General features: G+C 73.7%; 19 protein-coding genes and 1 pseudogene. 11 read left to right on the forward strand and 9 right to left on the reverse strand.

Features of this window, described 5'->3' with window-relative positions; genetic code table 11:
* The first annotated feature begins 266 nt into the window (after positions 1-266).
* Positions 267-1,868 (forward strand): cellulose binding domain-containing protein, encoded by a 1,602-nt coding sequence (locus C2142_RS24525; protein ID WP_148644629.1) that lies wholly within the window; start codon positions 267-269, stop codon positions 1,866-1,868.
* A 177-nt stretch (positions 1,869-2,045) separates the two neighbouring features.
* Positions 2,046-3,449, forward strand: coding sequence for a glycosyltransferase 87 family protein (locus tag C2142_RS24530; RefSeq protein ID WP_148644630.1), 1,404 nt, complete (start codon positions 2,046-2,048; stop codon positions 3,447-3,449).
* A 146-nt stretch (positions 3,450-3,595) separates the two neighbouring features.
* Here C2142_RS24530 and C2142_RS24535 read toward each other — a convergent pair whose 3' ends face one another.
* Positions 3,596-4,012 carry an SsgA family sporulation/cell division regulator gene (locus tag C2142_RS24535; protein WP_148644631.1) on the reverse strand — a complete coding sequence of 139 codons (417 nt, stop codon included), beginning with the start codon at positions 4,010-4,012 and terminating at the stop codon, positions 3,596-3,598.
* A 394-nt stretch (positions 4,013-4,406) separates the two neighbouring features.
* On the opposite strand from C2142_RS24535, the gene C2142_RS24540 reads away from it, so the two are divergent.
* Together C2142_RS24540 and C2142_RS24545 are read left to right on the forward strand one after the other, a co-directional pair.
* Positions 4,407-5,960 carry an RDD family protein gene (locus C2142_RS24540; RefSeq protein WP_148644632.1) on the forward strand — a complete coding sequence of 518 codons (1,554 nt, stop codon included), beginning with the start codon at positions 4,407-4,409 and terminating at the stop codon, positions 5,958-5,960.
* A gap of 79 nt (positions 5,961-6,039) precedes the next feature.
* A complete protein-coding gene (locus C2142_RS24545) occupies positions 6,040-6,759 on the forward strand; it encodes an RDD family protein (protein WP_148644633.1) in 720 nt (239 codons plus the stop codon).
* 33 nt (positions 6,760-6,792) lie between these two features.
* Here the strand turns inward: C2142_RS24545 and C2142_RS24550 are convergent, their stop codons facing one another.
* Entirely contained in the window at positions 6,793-7,107 is a 315-nt protein-coding gene (locus tag C2142_RS24550) for a hypothetical protein (RefSeq protein WP_153882814.1), read from the reverse strand.
* A gap of 201 nt (positions 7,108-7,308) precedes the next feature.
* Between C2142_RS24550 and C2142_RS24555 the strand changes: the two genes are divergently transcribed.
* From C2142_RS24555 to mycP, 4 genes are all read left to right on the forward strand, one after another.
* Positions 7,309-8,013, forward strand: a complete 705-nt coding sequence (locus tag C2142_RS24555; protein WP_148644634.1) for an endonuclease V — start codon at positions 7,309-7,311, stop codon at positions 8,011-8,013.
* Between the two features lie 205 nt (positions 8,014-8,218).
* Positions 8,219-8,665 (forward strand): hypothetical protein, encoded by a 447-nt coding sequence (locus tag C2142_RS24560; RefSeq protein WP_148644635.1) that lies wholly within the window; start codon positions 8,219-8,221, stop codon positions 8,663-8,665.
* Between the two features lie 43 nt (positions 8,666-8,708).
* Positions 8,709-10,166 carry a WXG100 family type VII secretion target gene (locus C2142_RS24565; RefSeq protein WP_153882815.1) on the forward strand — a complete coding sequence of 486 codons (1,458 nt, stop codon included), beginning with the start codon at positions 8,709-8,711 and terminating at the stop codon, positions 10,164-10,166.
* A gap of 105 nt (positions 10,167-10,271) precedes the next feature.
* Positions 10,272-11,600, forward strand: coding sequence for a type VII secretion-associated serine protease mycosin (mycP, locus tag C2142_RS24570; RefSeq protein WP_277347343.1), 1,329 nt, complete (start codon positions 10,272-10,274; stop codon positions 11,598-11,600).
* Here the strand turns inward: mycP and C2142_RS24575 are convergent.
* The 3 genes from C2142_RS24575 to C2142_RS24585 all read right to left on the reverse strand — a co-directional run bounded on the left by C2142_RS24575 (position 11,594) and on the right by C2142_RS24585 (position 13,468).
* Entirely contained in the window at positions 11,594-12,166 is a 573-nt protein-coding gene (locus tag C2142_RS24575) for a GNAT family protein (protein ID WP_148644637.1), read from the reverse strand. The genes mycP and C2142_RS24575 overlap by 7 nt on opposite strands.
* A 12-nt stretch (positions 12,167-12,178) precedes the next feature.
* Positions 12,179-12,667: a GNAT family N-acetyltransferase gene (locus C2142_RS24580; protein WP_206671000.1), complete on the reverse strand. Its 489-nt coding sequence runs from the start codon at positions 12,665-12,667 to the stop codon at positions 12,179-12,181.
* 141 nt (positions 12,668-12,808) lie between these two features.
* Complete coding sequence (locus C2142_RS24585) at positions 12,809-13,468, reverse strand: NAD(P)H-binding protein (protein WP_148644639.1); 660 nt, start codon at positions 13,466-13,468, stop codon at positions 12,809-12,811.
* A 130-nt stretch (positions 13,469-13,598) separates the two neighbouring features.
* Here C2142_RS24585 and C2142_RS24590 point away from each other — a divergent pair, with 130 nt between their 5' ends.
* Together C2142_RS24590 and C2142_RS24595 are read left to right on the forward strand one after the other, a co-directional pair.
* The gene (locus tag C2142_RS24590; RefSeq protein WP_148644640.1) at positions 13,599-14,039 is read left to right on the forward strand and encodes a helix-turn-helix domain-containing protein; all 441 of its coding nucleotides are present in this window, start codon (positions 13,599-13,601) and stop codon (positions 14,037-14,039) included.
* A 171-nt stretch (positions 14,040-14,210) separates the two neighbouring features.
* Positions 14,211-14,792, forward strand: a complete 582-nt coding sequence (locus tag C2142_RS24595; protein WP_148644641.1) for a DinB family protein — start codon at positions 14,211-14,213, stop codon at positions 14,790-14,792.
* A gap of 54 nt (positions 14,793-14,846) precedes the next feature.
* On the opposite strand, the gene C2142_RS24600 is transcribed toward C2142_RS24595, so the two are convergent.
* A complete protein-coding gene (locus C2142_RS24600; RefSeq protein ID WP_148644642.1) occupies positions 14,847-15,290 on the reverse strand; it encodes a sigma-70 family RNA polymerase sigma factor in 444 nt (147 codons plus the stop codon).
* A gap of 587 nt (positions 15,291-15,877) precedes the next feature.
* A complete protein-coding gene (locus tag C2142_RS24605; protein WP_148644643.1) occupies positions 15,878-16,549 on the reverse strand; it encodes a hypothetical protein in 672 nt (223 codons plus the stop codon).
* A 255-nt stretch (positions 16,550-16,804) separates the two neighbouring features.
* Here C2142_RS24605 and C2142_RS24610 point away from each other — a divergent pair, with 255 nt between their 5' ends.
* On the forward strand, positions 16,805-17,854 hold the full coding sequence (locus C2142_RS24610; RefSeq protein WP_148644644.1) for a hypothetical protein: 1,050 nt from the start codon (positions 16,805-16,807) through the stop codon (positions 17,852-17,854).
* A 6-nt stretch (positions 17,855-17,860) separates the two neighbouring features.
* On the opposite strand, the gene C2142_RS24615 is transcribed toward C2142_RS24610, so the two are convergent.
* Both C2142_RS24615 and C2142_RS24620 read right to left on the reverse strand, forming a co-directional pair.
* Complete coding sequence (locus C2142_RS24615; protein ID WP_148644645.1) at positions 17,861-18,451, reverse strand: isochorismatase family protein; 591 nt, start codon at positions 18,449-18,451, stop codon at positions 17,861-17,863.
* Positions 18,452-18,595: 144 nt separating this feature from the next.
* A pseudogene (locus tag C2142_RS24620) lies at positions 18,596-19,907 on the reverse strand (nicotinate phosphoribosyltransferase).
* Between the last annotated feature and the right edge of the window lie 47 nt (positions 19,908-19,954).

Genomic DNA, 19,954 nt, shown 5'->3' on the forward strand with positions numbered 1-19,954 from the left:
GACGCAGGACGGGCGGCCGGCGTGCCGTGCGGCGATGGTGGCGGCGGCGGGACCGCCCGGGTCTCACCCCTTCTTTCTTAAGCGGGCCCTAAGAGAGCTGTACCCCTCGCTCAGGGGGCCGTTTCCGGCCACCCGCCCCCGCTAGCGTCGTCCGCGCCGGTCACCCGACCGAGCCGGGGCACGCCGCCCGCAACGGGTCCACGGGACCCCTGCCCGGCCGCGGCGCCCCCATCCGGCCCAGCTGCCACCTGCGGAGGTACGCCCACATGACGACCCAGCCCAACCGCCGCCCAGGCCGCCGCCGTCGCAGCCGCAAGGGTGTTGTCCTCGGAGCCTCGGCGGTCGCCGCCGCGCTGGTCGCCGGTGGTGTCGTCGTCCTCGCCTCCTCGGCCAGCGCCGCCTCGCTCGGCGCCGTCTACAGCCGCACCAGCACCTGGGACGCCGGCTACACCGGCCAGTACCTGGTCAGCAACCCGGACGGCAGCGCGATCGAGAACTGGACGCTGACCTTCGACCTGCCGGCCGGGGCGAAGATCGACTCGCTCTGGAACGCCACCTTCAGCGCCGAGGGCCAGCACATCACCGTCAAGCCCGAGTCCTGGAACAAGCGGCTGGAGCCCGGCAAGAGCGTGGTGGTCGGCTTCGTCGCCCAGGGCTCCGGCGCCGCCCAGGCCGAGCCGGGTAACTGCCTGATCAACAACGTCTCCTGCAAGGCCGGGGACGGCACCGCGCCGACCCCCTCGGGCCGCCCGACCGGCACGCCCACCACCTCGCCGACCGCGACCACGGCGCCGACCGCCACGCCGACCGCGACCGCGACCGCGACCGCCAAGCCCACCACGGCACCGCCGAGCCCGACCGCCACGGCCAGGCCCACCACCCCGGCGCCGACCGCGACCACCACCCCGGCGCCCACCCCCACCGCGACCGGGGCCCCCGTCCCGGCCGCCGGCGCCGGCTTCGCCCCGTACGTCGACACCTCGCTCTACCCGCCGTACGACCTCGTCGCCACCGCCAAGGCCACCGGCGTCAAGAACTTCAACCTGGCCTTCGTCGTCTCCGGCGGCGGCTGCACCCCCAAGTGGGGCGGCGTCAGCGACCTCGCCGCCGACGCGGTGGCCGCCCAGATCGGCGCGCTGCGGGCGGCCGGCGGCGACGTCCGGGTCTCCTTCGGCGGCGCCAACGGCAGCGAGCTGGCCCTCGCCTGCTCCTCGGTGGCCGACCTCACGGCCGTCTACCAGAAGACCGTCGACGCCTTCGGCCTCACCAAGGTCGACTTCGACGTCGAGGGCGGCGCGATCGGCAACACCGCGGCCAACACCCGCCGCGCCCAGGCCATCGCCCAGTTGCAGAAGAACGCCGCCGCCAAGGGCAAGGCCCTGGACGTCTCCTTCACCCTGCCCGCGCTGCCCTCCGGCCTGACCCAGGAGGGCGTCAACCTGGTCGCCGACGCCAAGAGCAACGGTGTCGCGATCGGCGCGGTCAACATCATGGCGATGGACTTCGGCGACGGCGTCGCCCCCAACCCGCAGGGCCAGATGGGCAAGTACGCCATCGCCGCCGCCACCGCCACCCAGGCCCAGGTGAAGAGCGTCCTCGGCGTGGACGACGCCGCCGCCTGGCGCAAGGTCGCCGTCACCCCGATGATCGGCGTCAACGACGTGGCCAGCGAGATCTTCACCGTGGCCGACGCCAAGCAACTCGCCGACTTCGCCACGAGCAAGCACCTGGCCTGGCTGGCGATGTGGTCCGGCACCCGCGACAAGGCCTGCGAGGGCGGCGCCAAGGCCTACGCCGACGCCAGCTGCAGCAGCATCGTCCAGCAGCCGCTGGACTTCACCCGGGCTCTCGGCGCCTACGCCGGCTGAGCCCACACCCGGGAGGCGCCCCACCCCTCCCGGGGACCCCGGCCGGCCCTGCTCCGCCCGCAACGGAGCACGGCCGGCCGGGCCTGTTGCTCACTTTCCGTCACCGGCTCTGGCCGGGCCCGCCGGGCGGGCATCCGGTATCGTCGCTGGTTGGTCGAACGGTGGACGGAGCGAACAGTGACAGCGGTGCAAGACGAGCGCAGCACGGTGCGGAACGCACCCGACCCGGCGCCCGCCCCCCTGTCGGACCGCCTCGCGGCCGCCCTCGGCGCACCCGTACGGGCGTTGCGCGAGGCACCGCGCCGCCCGCTGCTGGCCGTCTCGGCCGTGGCGCTGCTGTCCCTGGTGGTCTACGCCGTGGTCCGGCACTTCGTCCACACCTCGATGGTCGACATGATCGTCTACCGGGCCGAGGGCGCCGCCGTGGCCGACGGCCGCGACCTCTACGCCCTGCGGGTCACCGAGTGGAACCTGCCCGCCACCTACCCGCCGTTCGCCGCGATGCTGTTCGTGCCGACGACCTGGTTCCCCGTCCCGGTCCTCCGGATCGTGATCACGCTCGGCAACCTCGGGCTGCTCGCGCTCCTCACCCATCTCTCCTTCAAGCTCGTCGGCTGGCCGCGCCGCGAACTGCGCGCCCTCGGCGTGATCCTGGTCACCGGCGCCGGGGTCTGGCTCGAACCCGTCTTCACCACACTGCGCTACGGCCAGATCAACCTCGCCCTGGCGTGCCTCATCCTCTGGGACCTCACCCGCCCGGACGGCCGCCGCAGCAAGGGCGTCGCGATCGGCATCGCCGCCGGCATCAAGCTCACCCCCGGCCTGTTCGCCGTCTACCTGCTGCTCACCGGCCGGATCCGGGCCGCCTTCGTGGCCGGTTTCACCTTCCTCGGCACGTTCCTGGTCGGAGCGCTGGTGCTGCCCGACGCCACCTGGGGCTTCTGGACCAAGTACCTCTACGACTCCTCGCGGGTCGGCAAGACCCACATCGTCGACAACCAGTCTCTCCGCGGCGCCTTCGCCCGGCTGCTGCACACCAGCGACCCCGGGACCGTCGCCACCCTGGGCGCCGGCCTGGCCGCACTGGCCGGCCTCGCCATCGCCGCCTGGGCGGCCAGGAGCTCGCGCTGGCTGCCGCGCGCCGAGGCGTGGGGCGTCTGCTGCGCCGCCGTCACCGCGGTGCTGATCTCGCCGATCAGCTGGACCCACCACTGGGTCTGGTGCGTGCCCCTGCTCGTCCTGCTCGCCTGCGAGGCGTCGGTCGAGCGGGCCCGTCCGGTCGCCGTCCGCAAGGTGCGCTGGCGCGCCGCCTTCGGGGCGACGCTGGTGGCGTTCCTCTCCTTCGCGATGTGGGCCGCGAAGCCGCTGGGCGACCTCGTCCTGCACCTCTCGCCGCTCCGCCAGATCCCGACCTCCATCTACCCCCTGGTCGGGATCTGCTTCCTGCTCGCCGCCACGCTACGGATATGGGCGCGCCGACGGGCCGCCGGCGCGCCGCTGGTCCGGCTGCCCGGGCAGCGGGCGGGCGGCGGCCGTCCGGGCCCCGCGCGCGACCATCAACAGGCCCCCGCGGCCCGCTGAGTCGTCGGGGCCGGGTCGGGTCCCGGGGTGGGCCGGGCCGTCGTGGCCGGGTCGGGTCCTGGAGTGCGCCGGGCCGTCGTGGCCCGGTGGGCCGGTGGGATGCGCCGGGCCGGTGGGGCCGTGCCGCGCGACCAGGTCGCGCGCACTCACGCGAGCAACTCGGCGAGCGAGCCGTCCATGTCCAGCGCAGCCGTCTCGCTGCCCGGCGGCACCAGCCGGTGAGCACGCTCCAGCCAGGCGGCCACCACCGGCAGCGGCGCCTCCAGCAGCGCATCCCCGGCCGGCGAGCTCAGCGCCATGCAGAGCACGCTGCGCCGCCCCGACCGGGTCGGCCAGATCCGCACGTCCCCCTGCCCGCACGGGCGGAAGGTGCCCTCCACCAGCAGCTCGCGGGCGAACACCCAGGTGACCGGCGAGCCGGTGTCCAGGTGGAAGGTGATGTGCACCGCGTACGGGTCGTGGCTGCCGTACGACAGCCGGGCCGGGACGGGGACGCTGTGCTCGGGGGAGAGCACCAGGTTGAGCTCCAGTTCGTGCTCCACCACGCTCGTCGGGCGTTCCATGATCGCTTCCTCTCTGCCTGCGGTTCGTGCCCGGTGCCGGGCCCTGTGACTTTGGAGAGCGCGGGCCGGGCGCGCTCTTACACACGTTTCCGGGATTTCTTCGCGGGAGTCCGCGAGCCGCGGCGCAGGGCGGTGGGGTGCCGGGGGAGCGGGCGCGGGACCGCCGCGGTGCGCCCTCGTCCCTACCCCGGCCGGGCCGGGGCTGTCCGGTGATTGGCCAAGTTCCAACCTCCGGGCTTCCGAGGTACTACCCTTTGTGACTGTCCGGCGACTGTCCGCCTATCCGGCGGTACCCTCGCGCGCGCCGACGGCGAAGCCACCCGTGCCGCCCGAGCCGCCGCCGTGAACCACTCGCCGGGCGCGCCGCACGGCCCTGCGAGGAAAGAAGACCCCCATGACGGACCAGCCCTTCGCCGGCGGCGCGGACACGGCCGTCGATCCCGCACCGGGCTACTACCCCGACCCCTCCATCCCCGGCTTCGTCCGCTACTGGGGCGGCACGGCCTGGGTGCCCGGGACCAGCCGCCGCGCACCGGCGGAGGGCGAGGTGCTTCAGCCGCCCCGGTTCGTGGCCCGCGGCAGCGGGGCGGCGAGCGGTGCCGGCGGCGCGGGGGCCGGGGCACGGTACGTGCCGCCGCCGGCGGTGCCGGCCGGACCGGAGGAGGCGGAGGGCGGGGCGGCGCCGCACGCCCCCGGGGGTGCCGCGGCTGCCGTGGAGCGGGTGCCGGAGCGGGCGCCCGACAAGGTGCCGGAGGCAGCGGCGGCCTCGTCCGGGGAGACCGGACCGGTGTACCTGGACGAGACGGCGGGCGGCGCGTCGTTCACCTTCGGGCCGCAGCTGGCCGCCGGCGGGATGGTGTTCCGGCCGGAGGGCGCGGACGACGCGGCGGGCGCGGCGGGATGGGACTCGGTGCGCGAGGCGGTGCGCGAGGTCGGGCCGGCAGACGAGGCGCCGGCCGGCTGGCAGGTCGATCCGCGGGCGCAGCGGGGGCTGATGGAGACCGGCGGCGCGCCGCGGTGGGTCTCCTGGGGTGTGCTGCCCGGGGCGGAGCCGTGGGTGGAAGAGTCCAGGGGTGAGGCGTCCCGGGTTGAGGCGGTTCGGACGGAGGCGTTCGGGGCGGAGGTGCCCAGGACGGAGGTGTCCAGGACGGAGGCGTTTGGGGCGGAGGTGGGCGCTCCGGTCGCTGGGCCGGTCGTGGCGGCCGAGGCCGCGGCGGATCCCGCGCCGGTGCCGGCGGCCGTGCGGGTCACCGCGCCGGTGCCCGTTCCGGTGACGGGGCCGGAGCCGGTGGCGGGCCCTGAGTCGGCGGCGGACGTGGCGCCGGAGCCGGGCCCTGGGCCGGCGGTGAACGTGGCGCCGGAGCCGGCGCCCGTTCCTGCCGTGGCCCCCGCCGCCCGTGCGGTGCGGCCGGTGCCCGGGCCGCGCCCGGCTCCCCGTCGCCGCCCGGCCCCGCCGGTGCCGGCCGGGCTCGGACGCCGGCTGGCCGCCCGGCTGGTGGACACCGCCGTCCTGGCCGTGGTCGCCACCGCCGCCGCCGTTCCGCTCGGCAGCTCGGTCATGACCCACCTCCAGCACAAGCTCGACCAGGCCCGGATGGCCAGCTCACTCACCCGCCGCCAGGTCGACGTCTGGCTGGTGGACGGCGTGGTGGTCGGCAAGTTCGCCGTCCTGGTCGGCATCCTCGCCTTCGTCGGCCTGCTCTACGAGGTCCTGCCGACCGCCCGCACCGGCCAGACCTTCGGCAAGCGGCTGGCCCGGATCCGGGTCGTCGACGCGGCCCCCTCGGCCGCCCGTGTCCGGCTGACCGTCGGTCGCTCGCTCTGTCGATGGCTGGTCAGGAACGCCTCGGCGGTCCTGCTGCTCGGCCTCGTCTGGCCGGTGTTCGACCGTCCGGCCCGGCGCGGCTGGCACGACCGCGCGGCCCGCACTCGGGTCGTCCGGTCCTGACCCCGGCCCGGCGGAGGTTACCGGGCGAAACGGACTAAATATCCGAAGCTCGGAGAATGTGTGATGTTCTACTCGGGGCATGAGCACCTACAATCCCTCAGGCCCCGAGCCGGAGGGGGGCGGCCAGCCCTCCTCCGACAAGCAGCCCTCGCAGTCGGCCGGCGGCACGCCGGAAGGTGCGCCGTCAGACCCGTACGGAAACCCCCAGCCCGGCAGCCCCGACGACCGCCCCGGCGCGTACGGCGGCAACTACGGCGGCACCCCCGGCGGGTCTCCGTACGGGCAGAACCCCTACGGCCAGTCGCCGTACGACCAGCCGCCGTCCGGCTACGGCCCCACGGGCTACGGCTCGCCGGGCGCCGGGCCCGTCCCCGGGATGCCGCCGCTCGGCAGTTGGCCCAGCCGGATCCTCGCCCAGCTGATCGACTACGTGCTGGTCCAGGCGGTCGCACTTCTCGTGGTGCTGCCCTTCGCCAGTCTCGGCGACCGCTCCGGCTCGGCCGGCGCGTTCTGGCTTGCCTGCGGGCTGTACCTGATCTACGACGGTGTGATGCTCAGCCGGGACGGCCAGACCCTCGGCAAGAAGGCGATGAAGATCCGGGTCGCCATGCTGATCGACGGCAGCACGCCGACCCCGGCCGCCGCCTGGACCAGGTCCGCCGTCTTCATCCTCCCGGCGGTGGTCTGCTGCGCCGCCTTCTGGTGGGTGATCGACGGCCTGTTCGGCGTCTTCGACAAGCCGTACGGCCAGTGCATCCACGACAAGGCCGCGAAGACCGTGGTGGTCTCCACGGCCTGAACGTCCGTGACTCCGGTACCGCCCGGTGGCGCCTCAGCGCTGCCGGGCGTACTCGTGCCCGGCGGGAGTGGGCTCCGGCGTGGGTGCGGGTGCGGGTGCGGGTGCGGACTCCGGCGCGGGGGTGGGTGCGGGGGCCAGCGCGGGAGCCGGCTTCGGTGCAGGGGTCCCGCGCTGCGCGGCGGTGGACAGCGACAGCACCGTCACCAGCGTGCCGAGCGCGAGCGCGAACCCGACCAGCACCGCGACCGCCAGGACGCCCGAGGCGCCCGAGACGGCCAGCAGCGCCACGGTGGCGGCGACGACGGTGAAGGTGCCGAGGCAGATCTGAGCGGTGGTCGGGCGCGGCATGGCGTCGGTCCTTCGCACGTCGGGGGAAACGGGCGGGTGGTGCCGGTACCGAATATTCCTACCCGGAACGGGAGTTCGGTAAGTGCAGCCTAATCCGCCGGACCTGGGGCACGGGGGGCGCACGGGCTCACCGCGGGGTCGTGCGCCCCGCTCGGTACGGTGATCGCGACCGGACCGTCCACGCACCCAGGGGGAACCGCCGTGCCCGTCGCCGACTGGCCCACCACCGAGACCGAGGCGATCGCCGAACAGGAACGGCTGCGCCCGCTCGTCCAGCCGTACGGCCCCGGCCCCTCCGGCGCGGCGGACGACCGGCTGATCGCCGGCGTCGACGTCGCCTACGACGACGAACGGGACCTCGTGGTCGCCGCCGCGGTGGTCCTCGACCTCGACGGCCTCGCCGTCGTCGAGGAGGCCACCGCCGTCGACCGCGTCGCCTTCCCCTACGTCCCCGGCCTGCTCGCCTTCCGCGAACTCCCCGCAGTCCTGGACGTCCTCGAACGGCTCATCCACGCCCCCGGCACCGTCGTCTGCGACGGCTACGGTCTCGCCCACCCGCGCCGCCTCGGCCTCGCCAGCCACCTCGGCGTGCTCACCGGTCTGCGCACCATCGGCGTCGCCAAGACCCCGTTCACCTTCGACCACCGCGAACCGGGCGCCCCCCGCGGCTCCTGGACCCCGCTCACCGACCCGGCCACCGGCGAGGAGGTCGGGCGCGCCGTCCGCACCCGGGCCGGCGTCAAACCCGTCTTCGTCTCCGTCGGCCACCGCATCGGCCTGACCGAAGCCGTCGACACCACCCTCGCCCTCGCCGGCCGGTACCGGCTGCCCGAGACCACCCGCCACGCCGACTCGCTCTGCCGCCGGGCCCTCGCCGCCCTACAGAAGGGGACGTCCGCGAACTGACGGTGCGCCAGGCCGTCGGCGGTTCGGCCGAAGCGCCATACTCCCGGCCCGGAGCATGTGTTAGACATGTGTCTCCGGAAGCTGCGCAGGACAGTCGAACGGGACGGCTCCACAAGGTGGCTTCACGGGGCCGCTTCACGGGGCAGCTTCCATAGGGCAGCTTCACAGGGCAGCGGAACGACGGACGCAGGGGGAGGCGCCGGAAGTGGCGACGGGGACCGGAACGACCGGCGGGGGCGGCCAGGGATACCGCGTCGAGGTCGAACAGCTGAGGGCGTTCGCCGCCCAGGTGCGCGGACTGCTGGCCGAGTTCCAGCACCACGCCGACGGCACCACGGCCCACGGCCAGAGCGCCGTGGGCAAGAGCGCCCTCGGCACCTTCGCCGAGGCCACCGAGCTGCACGACCGCTACCAGACCATGCGGGACGGCCTGCGCGACGTCCTCAACCAGCTCCAGGACGCCGTCGACGACGCCCAGAAGAAGGCCGAACTCACCGCCACCAACTACGAGGAGCAGGAACACCGCACCTCGGGCAAGCTGAAGCTCGGCGACGACGGCTGGTCGGTCGCCAGCCCCTCCGCCACCAGCGCCGTCGCCTACGCCCAGACCGTCGCCCCGGCCCAGCACAGCGGCGGGAAGTCCGAGCGATGAGCGCCGCACGCCAACAGCCCCCGGAGAACGGAGACGGCCACCGATGAGCGGATCGGGCTACACCAAGTTCAACGACTACAGCCACGCCGAACTCCGGAAGATGGCGCAGGCCCTCAACCCCGGCGAGGTGATGGCCGCCAGCGACCCCTGGCGCCGCGCCGCCGACACCCTCAAGGCCATCCGCGCCACCCTCACCCGCGCCAGCACCGAGGCCGCCGTCAGCTGGGAAGGCAGCACCAGCGACGCCTTCCACAAGCGCATGCTCAACCTCGCCGCCACCATCAACAACGCGGCCTCCTACGCCAACGACGCCGCCAACACCCTCAAGCACCTGTCCGAGGCCATCGCCCAGGCCAAGCACGACATGCCCGAAGAGCCCAGCGGGTGGGAGCAGTTCACCGACGGAGTCGGTGACACGGTCTCCGCCGTCTTCGGCGGCGACGACGAGGACACGAAGACGGCGGTCGCGGAGCAGAAGAAGGCCGAAGCGGCGGCGATCATGCAGACGCTGGCGATGCACTACCGGGTCGCGGCGCCGATGCTGAAGCCGCCGCCGGCGCTTCCGCCGCCAAAGGGCGAGAAGAGTCGTGGTGATCTCGACGACGCCACTTCGTCGGGCGATTCCACAGGGGAGGGTGCATTCAGCGCCATGATGGCCGGGGCTGGATACACCAGCACTGCTGCCACTCCGAAGTCGAGTGGCAGCAGCACGCCGTCGCTGTCTCAGCGTCCCGCTGCCCAGTCCGCACCGAAGCGCTCGACGCCGGCCGGACCAGCCGCGCCGACCGATTCGGGAATCAAGGGCGGCACGGTGCATGCAGTGCCCAAGCCGCCCTCCGTCACGAACTACGGCCCCGGCACGGGGATCGACGGTACGACGGTCAATCCTCCCAGCACATCCGGGACCAGCCCGCTGTCCACCAACCCCGCCAATCCGACGTCCAACCCCGGAACACCCATCAGTCCCACGACGAGTGGCAATGGTGGCGGACCGGGTCCGACCGGAGGTGGGCCGATCATGGGTGGGCAGGCAGGGCAGGGAAACAACCCGGGCAAGGGCGGCGGGACTCAGAACAAGGACGTACTTGGCCGTACAGCAAGCGTCCCCGGCAAGGCTGCCGGAGGCGGGGGTAAGGCGTTCGGCGCGGGAGAGGTGCTCGAAGGCGGTTTCGGGACTGGAGGCCGCGCCGCAGGGGCCCGTCCCGGAGGCGGCCTTTCGGGGCGGGCCGGAGGCATCGTCGGCGGGGGAGCGCGTCCGGGCGGCGGATCCGGGGCGAAGCAGGCCTTCACCGAAGGCGGTTCCGGGCTCGGGGCCCGAGGCCGGGTCAGGGGAGAGTTGGGCGCGAACGCTACGGGCGGTGTGGCTCCCGGCATGCCGCTCACCGATGCCCAGCGGCGCAACAGGGACAAGGACAAGGACGGCAAGCGGCCGGACTACCTCGTCGAGGATGAGGAGACCTGGGCGTCGGACAAGCCCACCAACCCGAACGTGGTGGAATGAGTCCTGTCCGCTGGTGGACAGGCTGATGATCGGTCGTCCCGCAGGTCGGAGACCTGCGGGACGCTTCGCTGAGTGGGGTGACCAGGCTTGACGAGCAGCCGGCTTGTGCGAGGTGCAGCTTCGTTGGCTGCTGGGACCCTGCTTTGGGGAATCGCTGTCTCACCGGCAGCGGCGGACCAGGCTCGGGACTCTCAGTGGGCACTAAAGAGCTTCGAGGCGGAGACCAAAGTCTGGCCCATCAGTCAGGGTGAGGGCATCGTGGTCGCAGTGGTGGATGGTGGCGTCAGTCCTGACCACCAGGACATGATCGACCAGGTGCTTCCCGGTGCCGACTTCTCAGGCGGGAAGACGGATGGCAGGGACGACAAGACCGGCCATGGAACAGGCATGGCGAGCCTGATTGCTGCTCGTGGACACGGACCCCAGGCAGGGGTGATGGGTCTGGCGCCGAAGGCGAAGATCCTTCCGGTGAAGATCAGAACCAACGATGAGTCTCCGGACCTCCAGCAGTCGGACATTGCGCTGGCTGTCAGATTCGCCGTTGATCACGGGGCGAAGGTCATCAATATGTCGATCGGCGGTTTCTCGCGGTTCGACTCCCAAGCGCGTGCCGCGATCAGTTACGCGGTTTCGAAGGATGTCGTCCTTGTAGCAGCCACGGGAAACAGCGGGGACAAGTCAGGGTCCGTTGAATACCCGGCTGCCTTCCCTGGGGTCGTGGCGGCGGCGGCGATCGACGAGTACGGCAAAGCATGGGAGAGATCCACATTCGGTCCTGAAACCACGCTTGCGGCGCCAGGCGTGGAGGTGTACCAGGCCACGGCCAAATCGGCGTCGAGCTATGGCATCGGAAGGGGAACCTCTGACGCCACTGCTTATGTGTCCGCCACGGCGGCCCTCATTCGTTCGAAGTACCCCAATCTCTCCGCCGGGCAGGTCATCAACAGGATGATCAAGAGCGCTGCCCCTCCGTCGGACGGTTCGGCAGTGCCCGATGCCCACTACGGGTACGGGATCGTCGACCCTGCCAAGGCCCTGGCGGCGAATCCTGCCGTCGATAGCGGGCCGAGGGAGAACCCGTTGCTGAAGCGGGTGGAGTCTCAAGGCGCTCCGCCCGATGCGGCGCCGGAGTCCACCGACGAGGCTTCCGAGGCCCCGCCCGGCGTGCCCTCCGCGGGGGTGAAGGGCAATCCCGGGATCACCTACACGCTCATCGGCGCAGGGGTGCTGTTTGGGCTGGTGCTCGTCGCCGTCTGCGTGTCGTTGGTGGTGCGCGGGAGGCGGAAGCAGCGGGAGGCGGCGGCGGTGCCGGGTGGCACCGGCTACCCGTATCCGGTGCCACCGCCTCCCGGGCAGCCCGGGCAGCAGGGGTACGGCTACGCGCCGCCGCCGCAGCAGCCTCCGGCGCCGCCGACGGGGAACCCGTATCAGTAGGCCTGCGCCCGGGCCGCCAGCCACTCGTCGCGCAGGGCGGCCATGTGCAGGACGTCGTGGAACTCGCCGGCCCAGTGATGGGCCTGGCGGGCGCGGCCTTCGAGGATGAAGCCGGCCTTCTCGTAGGCGCGGGCGGCGCGTTCGTTGAAGGCCCAGACCTCCAGGTGGACGCGGTGGAGGCGGACCTCCTCGAAGGCGTGGCGGAGGAGGAGGCGGGTGGCCTCGGTGCCGATGCCGCGGCCGGTGCTGCCGGGGGTGAGGGCGATCCGGAAGCTCGCGGAGGCGTTGTCGCGGTCGAGGTCGTTGAGGGCGAGTTCGCCGAGGAACCGGCCGGTGGCGGGGTCCTCGACGGCGAGGTCGAGGCGGTCGGGCTGTTCGGCGCGGGTGGCGCACCAGGTGCGGATCTGGTCCTGGGTGAAGGCCTGGCGGGTGCCGGTGAGGCGGTTGGTCTCCTCGTCGGCGGTGAACCGCCACATGGGTTCGGTGTGGTGGGCGGCCAGGGGCACGAGGGTGATGGTGGGCCCGTGCAGGGTGGGCTTCTCGGCGAGTGCGGCGTCGTTGATCATGTCCGGGCGGCCTCAGAGCTTCCGGTGCATGACGTGCAGGCCGACGTAGCCCTTGTCGGGGTGGTGGAAGGCCTCGGGGACGGTGGTGAGGATCTCGAAGCCGAAGGTCTGCCAGAGGGCGACGGCGCGGTGGTTGGTCTCGACGACGGCGTTGAACTGCATGGCGCGGTAGCCGTCGGCGCGGGCCCGGTCGAGGACGTGGGCGCAGAGGGCGCGGGCGACGCCCCGGCCGGAGTGCCGGGGGTTGACCATGAAGCCGGCGTTGGCGACGTGGGAGCCGCCGCCGGCCTGGTTGGGGTGGCTCTCGGCGGTGCCGAGGACGGTGCCGTCCTCGTCGACGGCGACGAAGGTGCGGCCGGGTGCGGGCTTGAACCAGAGGGCGCGGGCGCGTTCCTCGTCGGTGTCGCGGTCCCAGCTGTAGGTTTCGCCGGCGGCGATGATCTCGCGCAGGAAGGGCCAGATCGCCGGCCAGTCGTCGGGGGTGGCTTCGCGGATGAGCATGGTGTCCAGCATGGACCGCTGCGCCCCGGTCCGACCAGCGGATTTGGCCGGGCGGATCTCCCTGCGGCCGGGCGGATCTGCCTGCGGAGGGCCCGCGCCGGCCCGCGCCGGCCCGCGCCGGCCCGCGCCGGGCACGCCGGGCTACGCGGCGACGGCGATCTGCTCGCGGTGGTGGGCGGGTGCGGTGAGCTCGTCGACCACGGCCACCGCGAGGTCGGCCTGGGCGATGCGCTCGCCGAGGACCTGCGGGCCGCCGGTCCGGTAGCGGCCGGTGCCGGGGGCGGTGCGGTCGAGGTCGAGGGGAGGGGTGACCACGACCCAGTCGAGGGCGGCGCCGGACTCCCGCAGCCGGTCCAGGGCGAGGGCGTGGCCGAGCGAGAAGGCGCGATAGGCCTCGGGGAAGGCCGGGTCGTCGTGGACGGCGGTGCCGGGCGCGGTCTCCAGGGTGGTGGCGACGCCGACGTGCACCAGCCGGCGGACCCGGGCCGTGCCGAGGCCGGCCACCAGGGCGTCGGCGGTGGCCCCGTAGAAGTCCGTGGAGGGGACGTCGGGCGTGTAGACGGTGGAGACGGCGGCGGTGTGCCCGTGTGCGGTGGCGGCGACGGCGGCCGGGTCGGTGACGTCGCAGCGCACGAGGCTGACGCCCTCGCCGACGAGGTCCCGGTGGCGTTCGGGGTCGCGGACGGCGGCGGTGACCGTCAGTCCGCGCCGGAGGGCCTCGGTGACGACCGCGCGCCCGACCTGGCCGCCCGCGCCGAAGACGACGATGCCGCGGTCAACCTGCTGGGGGGTGCTGCTCATTGTGGTCTCCGTCCGCTCGCCGGGGGCGCTGTCGCCCGCCGTTGCGGTGACGGTAGACCGGGGGGTGCCGGTTACTTCAACGGTACCGGCGGGGGCCCGCGGGGACGGCGGGTCGGCTACGGTCGGGGCCATGCCGCAGACCGCGATCGAACCCCTGCCGCTGGAACCGTCGCCTCTCGCACCCCAGCCTCTCGAACACCCGCCCCTCGCACCCCTGCCGGCGGACTTCTTCGACCCGGACTGCCCGGTGCAGACGATGCCGGTGCTGGGCGGCAAGAAGTGGACCTGGAAGCTGATGCGCTGTCTGGAGGGCGGTCCGCGCCGGTTCTCCGAGCTGCGGGTGCCACTGGTGGGCATCACGGCGAAGGTGCTGGCCGAGACGCTCCGCGCGATGGAGCACGACGGGGTGGTGAGCCGGACCGAGTACGCCGAGAACCCGCCGCGGGTGGAGTACGCGCTGACGCCGCTGGGCCGTTCGCTGCTGGGGCCGATGGACGCGGTCTGCGGGTGGAGCCGCGAGCACCTGGCCGCCCTGCTGGAGGCCCGCGAGGCGTACGAGCGGGACGAGTAGGACGAGCACACCCAGCAGGACGAGCACACCCAGCAGGCCGAGCAGGCCGAGCGGGCCCAGCGGGCCGAGCCGCGGCGCGGGGGCTGAGCGGCGTCGGGCTGGCAGCATTTCGGTGCCCGCTGGCGCTGTGGCCGCTGGTGGGGGCCGCGCCCGGGCGGCCATTCTGGACGCATGACCACTCCTGAGAACACCCCCGCCGCCATCACCGCCGTCCCCGGCGACGCCATCGTCCCGGACACCAAGGACTGGACGTGGGTCCTGGAGCGCGCCTGCCCGGACTGCGGCCTGGACTCCGCGGCCGTGGCCCGTGAGGCCGTCCCCGGGCTGATCCGGGACAACGCCGGCGCCTGGGTGGCCGTGCTGGCCGGGGACGAGGAGGAGCTGCGCCGCCGCCCCCGTCCGGAGATCTGGTCGGACCTGGAGTACGCGTGCCATGTGCGGGACGTCTTCCGGTTGTTCCACTTCCGGCTGAACCTCATGCTCGACCGGGAGAACCCGGACTTCCCGAACTGGGACCAGGACGAGACGGCCGTGGCGGAGCGCTACGCGGAGCAGCTGCCGCAGAAGGTCTCGGTGGAGCTGGACGAGGCCGCGCAGGTCCTGGCGGACGCGTTCGAGCGGCTGGCCGCCGAGCAGTGGCAGCGCACCGGAAACCGCAGCGACGGCGCGCGCTTCACCGTGGAGTCGTTCTCCCGCTACCTGGTCCACGACCCGGTCCACCACCTGTTCGACGTGACGGGCGAGCGGGTCTGATCCCGCCGGCCGAACGGCGGTGCGGGGGAGTGGGGCGCGACGGCCCGGCCGGGGTCACCAGCCGGAGGCCTCGCGGAGCATGGTGCGGCGGAGCCGGCCGGCCACGCTGGCGGTGTCGGTGCCGATGACGTCGGCGATCTCGGGGGCGGCGAGGCCGACGATGTAGTGCAGGATCGCCAGGTCGTCGTCGGCGGGGCGGCTGGGCCCGGCCGGCGGGTCGGCGCGGCGGGTGTGCTCGTTGACCGTCCCGCGCAGGATCTGCCAGGCGTTCGCGGTCGGGTTGGAGCTTCCCAGCAACTCGCGCCACTGGACGGCGATTTCGGCGAACGCCTGCTGGACGGCGCCGGCCGCCTCGGTACTGTCCGGCAGCCAGACCCGGGCGTAGCTGAGGTAACGCGGCCGGTGGAGCTCGCAGAACGCCGCGAACTCCAGTGATACCGCAGGCGGTTCGCCGGGCCCCGGGGGAGGCTCGGCGGTGCTGTCATGACGGTTGGTCATCTCGGCTTCTCGGCAAGTGAGATGGGCTTCTGGCGGTCGATCATCCGTGCTCACTCTACGGTAGGCGCTCGGTGCGCTGGGTTACCAATCGGATTGAATGCCCGGAACGTGCCGCCGCTCGGCCGGTTCCAGCGGTGGCCGGGTGTGGGCCGACGGGCGGCGGGGTGGCGCGGGGCCGGTGATGGAGGTGGTGCGCAGCGCTGCCAGGGTCGCGAGAGTGAAGATGTCATGGCCGGTCAGCGAGGGTGGCCGGCAAGGGCGGTGGAGCGGTTGATGGGCCACCGTAGGCGGTCCGGTGGCTCACGTCCACACCCGAGGCGTGAAGCCCCGCCCGCGCCACCGGACGCGCGCGCGGCGGATGGGCAGCGGGCGCGGAGGCGGGCGTGCGGGTGGGTGGTGCGCTCCCGTGGGCCGCGGCGCGCCGGGGGCGGGCGAAGCCGGGCGTCCGGGGTGGCGAAGGTGCGGGGCCGGGTGGTGGGGTGGGGCAGGGATTGGTGGGGCGGGTCGGCCTGCGCCCGCCCCGTTCGCACCCCTCGCGCCTGCCGTATGTGCGGACGGCCGGACGGGAAGGGCGGTATGACGATGCGTCAGCTGGGTGTGCGGACCTCCGAGGGGGAGGGCAGGTCGTCCGCCGCGGTGCTCCGTCCGAGCTGGGCGGGGAACGACTCGACGGCCCGCCGCCGGGCCAGTTCGGCCGCAGTGGCCGCCGCCGCACGGGCCGCGGCCGCCACGCTCTCGGCGTCGCCCTCCCCGGGGCCCTCCCCGGTACCCCTCGCGGCGCCTTCCCGGTGCCGCCGGACGGCCGCGCCGGCCCCGTCGGCTGCCCCGGCCGCGCCGGCCGCGCCGGCCGCGTCGGCCGCGTCGGCCGCGTCGGCCGCGTCCGCCGGGCCGGTCCCGCCGCCCGCGTCGGTTCCGTCACCTCCCCGCCCCCGGCCGGCGGCCGTGCGGGCGGCGTGTTCCTCGGCCGCCTGTCTCGCGGCCAGGTAGGCCTGGACGGCGGCCATCCCGTAGACGGGCTGGATCAGTTGGTGCCCCTTGAAGAAAGGCCTGGCCGGGGCGAATCCGGCGGCGACCACGAGGTCGCGGATCTCGGCTATCTCGGCTTCGCTGCGGGCGGTGAAGCGGACCTCCCAGCCCTTCTTGTACGTATGGCCCTGTTCGCCGCTGCGGCGGGCCGGGTCCGGCCGGCGGACGTATCCGGGCAGGCGGCCGAGGCGGAGCTGGGCCGCGCGGAGGCCGGCGGTCTCGTCACGTGACATGAACTAAGGGTAGGCAATCCAGGGAGCGGGAGTGACGTCCGGCGGCGCTTCGGCGTATGCCCTTGGTCACTCTCGGTCAGAAACCCTGGTCGTTGACCGGCCACGGCCAGCGGCGGCAACCGCCTGACCTCCCATTACTCCAAATGGGTGAGGGTATGGGGACTTTAGTGCGGGCTGATCCCGTTTTCGCGACGGTTGGGTAACAGTGCGTCAGGCGACCGATGAGCGGTCCGGGCTGTTGGGGATGGTGTCGGCATGAGCTACCGGATTCCCTCGCCGCCGCCGTCCCTGGAGGAACTGGCGAAGCGTCAGCAGAACGTCATCACCGCCAGCCAGCTGCGCGCCCGGGGCGTGCCGGGCCGGGTCGTCAGTGAGCACTGCCGCCGCGGCGGGCCCTGGCAGCGCCTGCTGCCCAGGGTCTACCTGCTGCAGTCCGGCGAACCCACCCCCGAGCAGCGGATGTGGGCCGCGCTGCTGTACGCGGCGCAGAACGGCCGGGAGGAGGGCCGCCGGGAGGGCGCGGTGATCACCGGCACCGCCGCGCTCGCGCTGTACGGCTTCGCCGCGGTGCCCCGGCTTCCGGCCGTCACCGGGGTGGACGTGCTGGTGCCCCGTCAGCGCCGCCTGAAGGACGCCGGCGAGGTCCGGATCCGGCGTACCGAACGGGAGTTGGTGGCCCGCTCGGTGCACGGGCTGGCCTGTGCGCCGGTCGCCCGGGCGGTCGCGGACGCGCTGCGCGAGTGGACGGCCGAGGGCGCGGCGGAGTCCGGCGACGGCGCCGCGCTGCCCGTCCGCGAGGTGCTCCGGGAGGCCCTGGGCCGGGCCGGCGCCCGGGTGCGCCGGTCCGAGGCCCGCTGCACCCTCCGGGAGCTGGTCGCCGAGCTGACCGAGTCCGGGCTGGCCGCCGACCTGCGGGTGCGGCCCGCGCTGGACGAGCTGCTGGCCGAGGAGCGGGACGCCGCGCTGGCGCGGATCGGCGAGCTGGTGGACGAGTGGCTGCTGCCCGTCCCGCTGGCCGGCCCGGAGCTGCGGATGCGCGGCGGCACCTACATCGCCGTGCCGGACCTGTACTGGCCGCAGGCCGGCGTGGCGGTGGAGGTCGACTCGGAGCTGCGCTGCGTCAGCGAGGGCGAGGCCGCCTGGGTGCGCGGCGGCCAGCACCGGATGGAGTACCTGGGGATCCGGGTGGTCTACCTCTCCGGCGCCCGGCTGGCCACCGAGCCGGACGCGGTCGGCGCCGAACTGCGCGAGGCCTTCCGGCAGGGCGGCACCGACGTGGTGGAACTGCTGCTCGGTGAGGGCTGACCCGGCTCAGCCGTGAACGGTCGGCGTGCCGACCAGCTCGACCCCGGCCGCCCGCAGCTCCTCCAGCGCGGCGGCGGTGGTCCCGGGTGCCACGCCCGCCGTCAGGTCCAGCAGGACGCGGGTGGTGAAGCCCGCCCGGGCCGCGTCCAGCGCGGTGGCCTTGACGCAGTGGTCGGTGGCCAGGCCGACCACGTCCACCTCGGTGACCTGACGCTCGCGCAGCCAGTCGACCGGCCCGCGGTTGTTCTCGTCCAGCCCCTCGAACCCGCTGTACGCCGCCGCGTAGGCACCCTTGTCGAAGACCGCCTCGATGGCGCCGGAGGTGACGGAGGGCGCGAAGTTGGGGTGGAAGCCCACCCCCTCGGTGCCCGCCACGCAGTGCACCGGCCAGCTGTTGACGTAGTCCGGGTGGTCGGAGAAGTGGTCGCCCGGGTCGATGTGGTTGTCGCGGGTGGCGAGGACGTGCTGGTACCCGGGGCGGCCCTCGGCGATCAGGTCGGTGATCGCGGCGGCCACCTCGGCCCCGCCGGCGACGGCCAGACTGCCGCCCTCGCAGAAGTCGTTCTGCACGTCGACGACGATCAGTGCCCGGTGCATGGCTCGCATCCTCGGTTGTGGGGGGACGGCGCGCCGGTTCTGTGCGCCTCCGGTGGGAACTCTACGGTCGACTGTAGGCAGTGGCACCCGGGGGCGGAAGGTCCGGGGAGCACCCGGCCCCGCCCCGCGGTCCGCCGCCCGCTGTCACAGCATCAGTTCGGTCGGCAGGACCGGGTCGCCCTTGGAGAGCTGGGTGGCCGAGAGCGGCAGCCCCGCGCGGGCCCGGACGTGCCGCTCGCGGGCCGCGCCGAGCGGCTCCCGGCCGACGACCTCGCCGGCCAGCACCAGCGGCACCTGGAGCAGGTGTGGCTCCAGGCCGGCCGGGACGGGGCCGGTGCCGACCACCTCGGCCTCGGCCACGCCGTCCGCGTCGGGCCGCCGGGCCGCCCACTTGCGGCCGCCGATGCTGGTCTTGCCGCCGGCCGCGCGCTTGGCGACCGGCACCAGCGGGCCGTCCTGCGAAGCGGCCCGGGCGACCAGCTTGTAGACCATCGCGCAGGTCGGGTGGCCGCTGCCGGTGACCAGGCTGGTGCCGACGCCGTAGCCGTCCACCGGGGCGGCCGCCAGGGCGGCGATCGCGTACTCGTCGAGGTCCGAGGTGACGATGATCTTCGTGTCGCGGGCGCCGAGCTCGTCCAGCTGGCGGCGGACCCGGTGGGCCAGCAGGGTGAGGTCGCCGGAGTCGATCCGCACCGCGCCCAGCCCGGTCCCGGCCACCTCGACGGCGGTGCGGACGGCCTCGCGCAGGTCGTAGGTGTCGACCAGCAACGTCGTGCCCTTGCCCATTGAGGCGATCTGCGCCCGGAACGCGTCCCGCTCGCTGTCGTGCACCAGCGTGAAGGCGTGCGCGGCGGTGCCGGTGGTGGGGATGCCGTGGGTGAAGCCGGCCTCCAGGTCGGAGGTGGCCGCGAAGCCGGCCACATACGCGGCCCGGGCGGCCGAGACGGCGGCCTGCTCGTGGGCGCGCCGGGCGCCCATCTCGATCACCGGGCGCCCGCCGGCGGCGGAGGTCATCCGGGAGGCGGCGGCGGCGATCGCCGAGTCGTGGTTGAGGATCGACAGGATCACCGTCTCCAGGATCACCGCCTCGGCGAAGGTGCCCTCGACGGTCAGCAGCGGCGAGGAAGTACGCCTCGCCCTCCGGGTAGCCGTGGATGTCGCCGGTGAAGCGGTAGTCGGCCAGGAAGCGCAGGGTGTCGGCGTCGACCACGTCCTGGGCGGCCAGCCAGTCGAGCTGCGCCGCGGTGAAGCGGAAGTTCTCGACGGCGTCCAGGACCCGGCCGGTGCCGGCCATCACGCCGTAACGGCGCCCGCTCGGCAGGCGGCGGGTGAACACCTCGAACACGGAGCGGCGGTGCGCGGCCCCGCTCTGCAGGGCGGCCTGCAGCATGGTGAGCTCGTAGCGGTCGGTGAGGAGCGCGGTCGAACCGGCCGCGCGCACTGAAGTGGCGTCCATGGGGATGATGCTACTACCACTTAGCGTCAGATTGACGATTTCTCGTG

The sequence above is a fragment of the Streptomyces sp. CB01881 genome (genome assembly GCF_002953255.1).
GTDB lineage: Bacteria > Actinomycetota > Actinomycetes > Streptomycetales > Streptomycetaceae > Kitasatospora.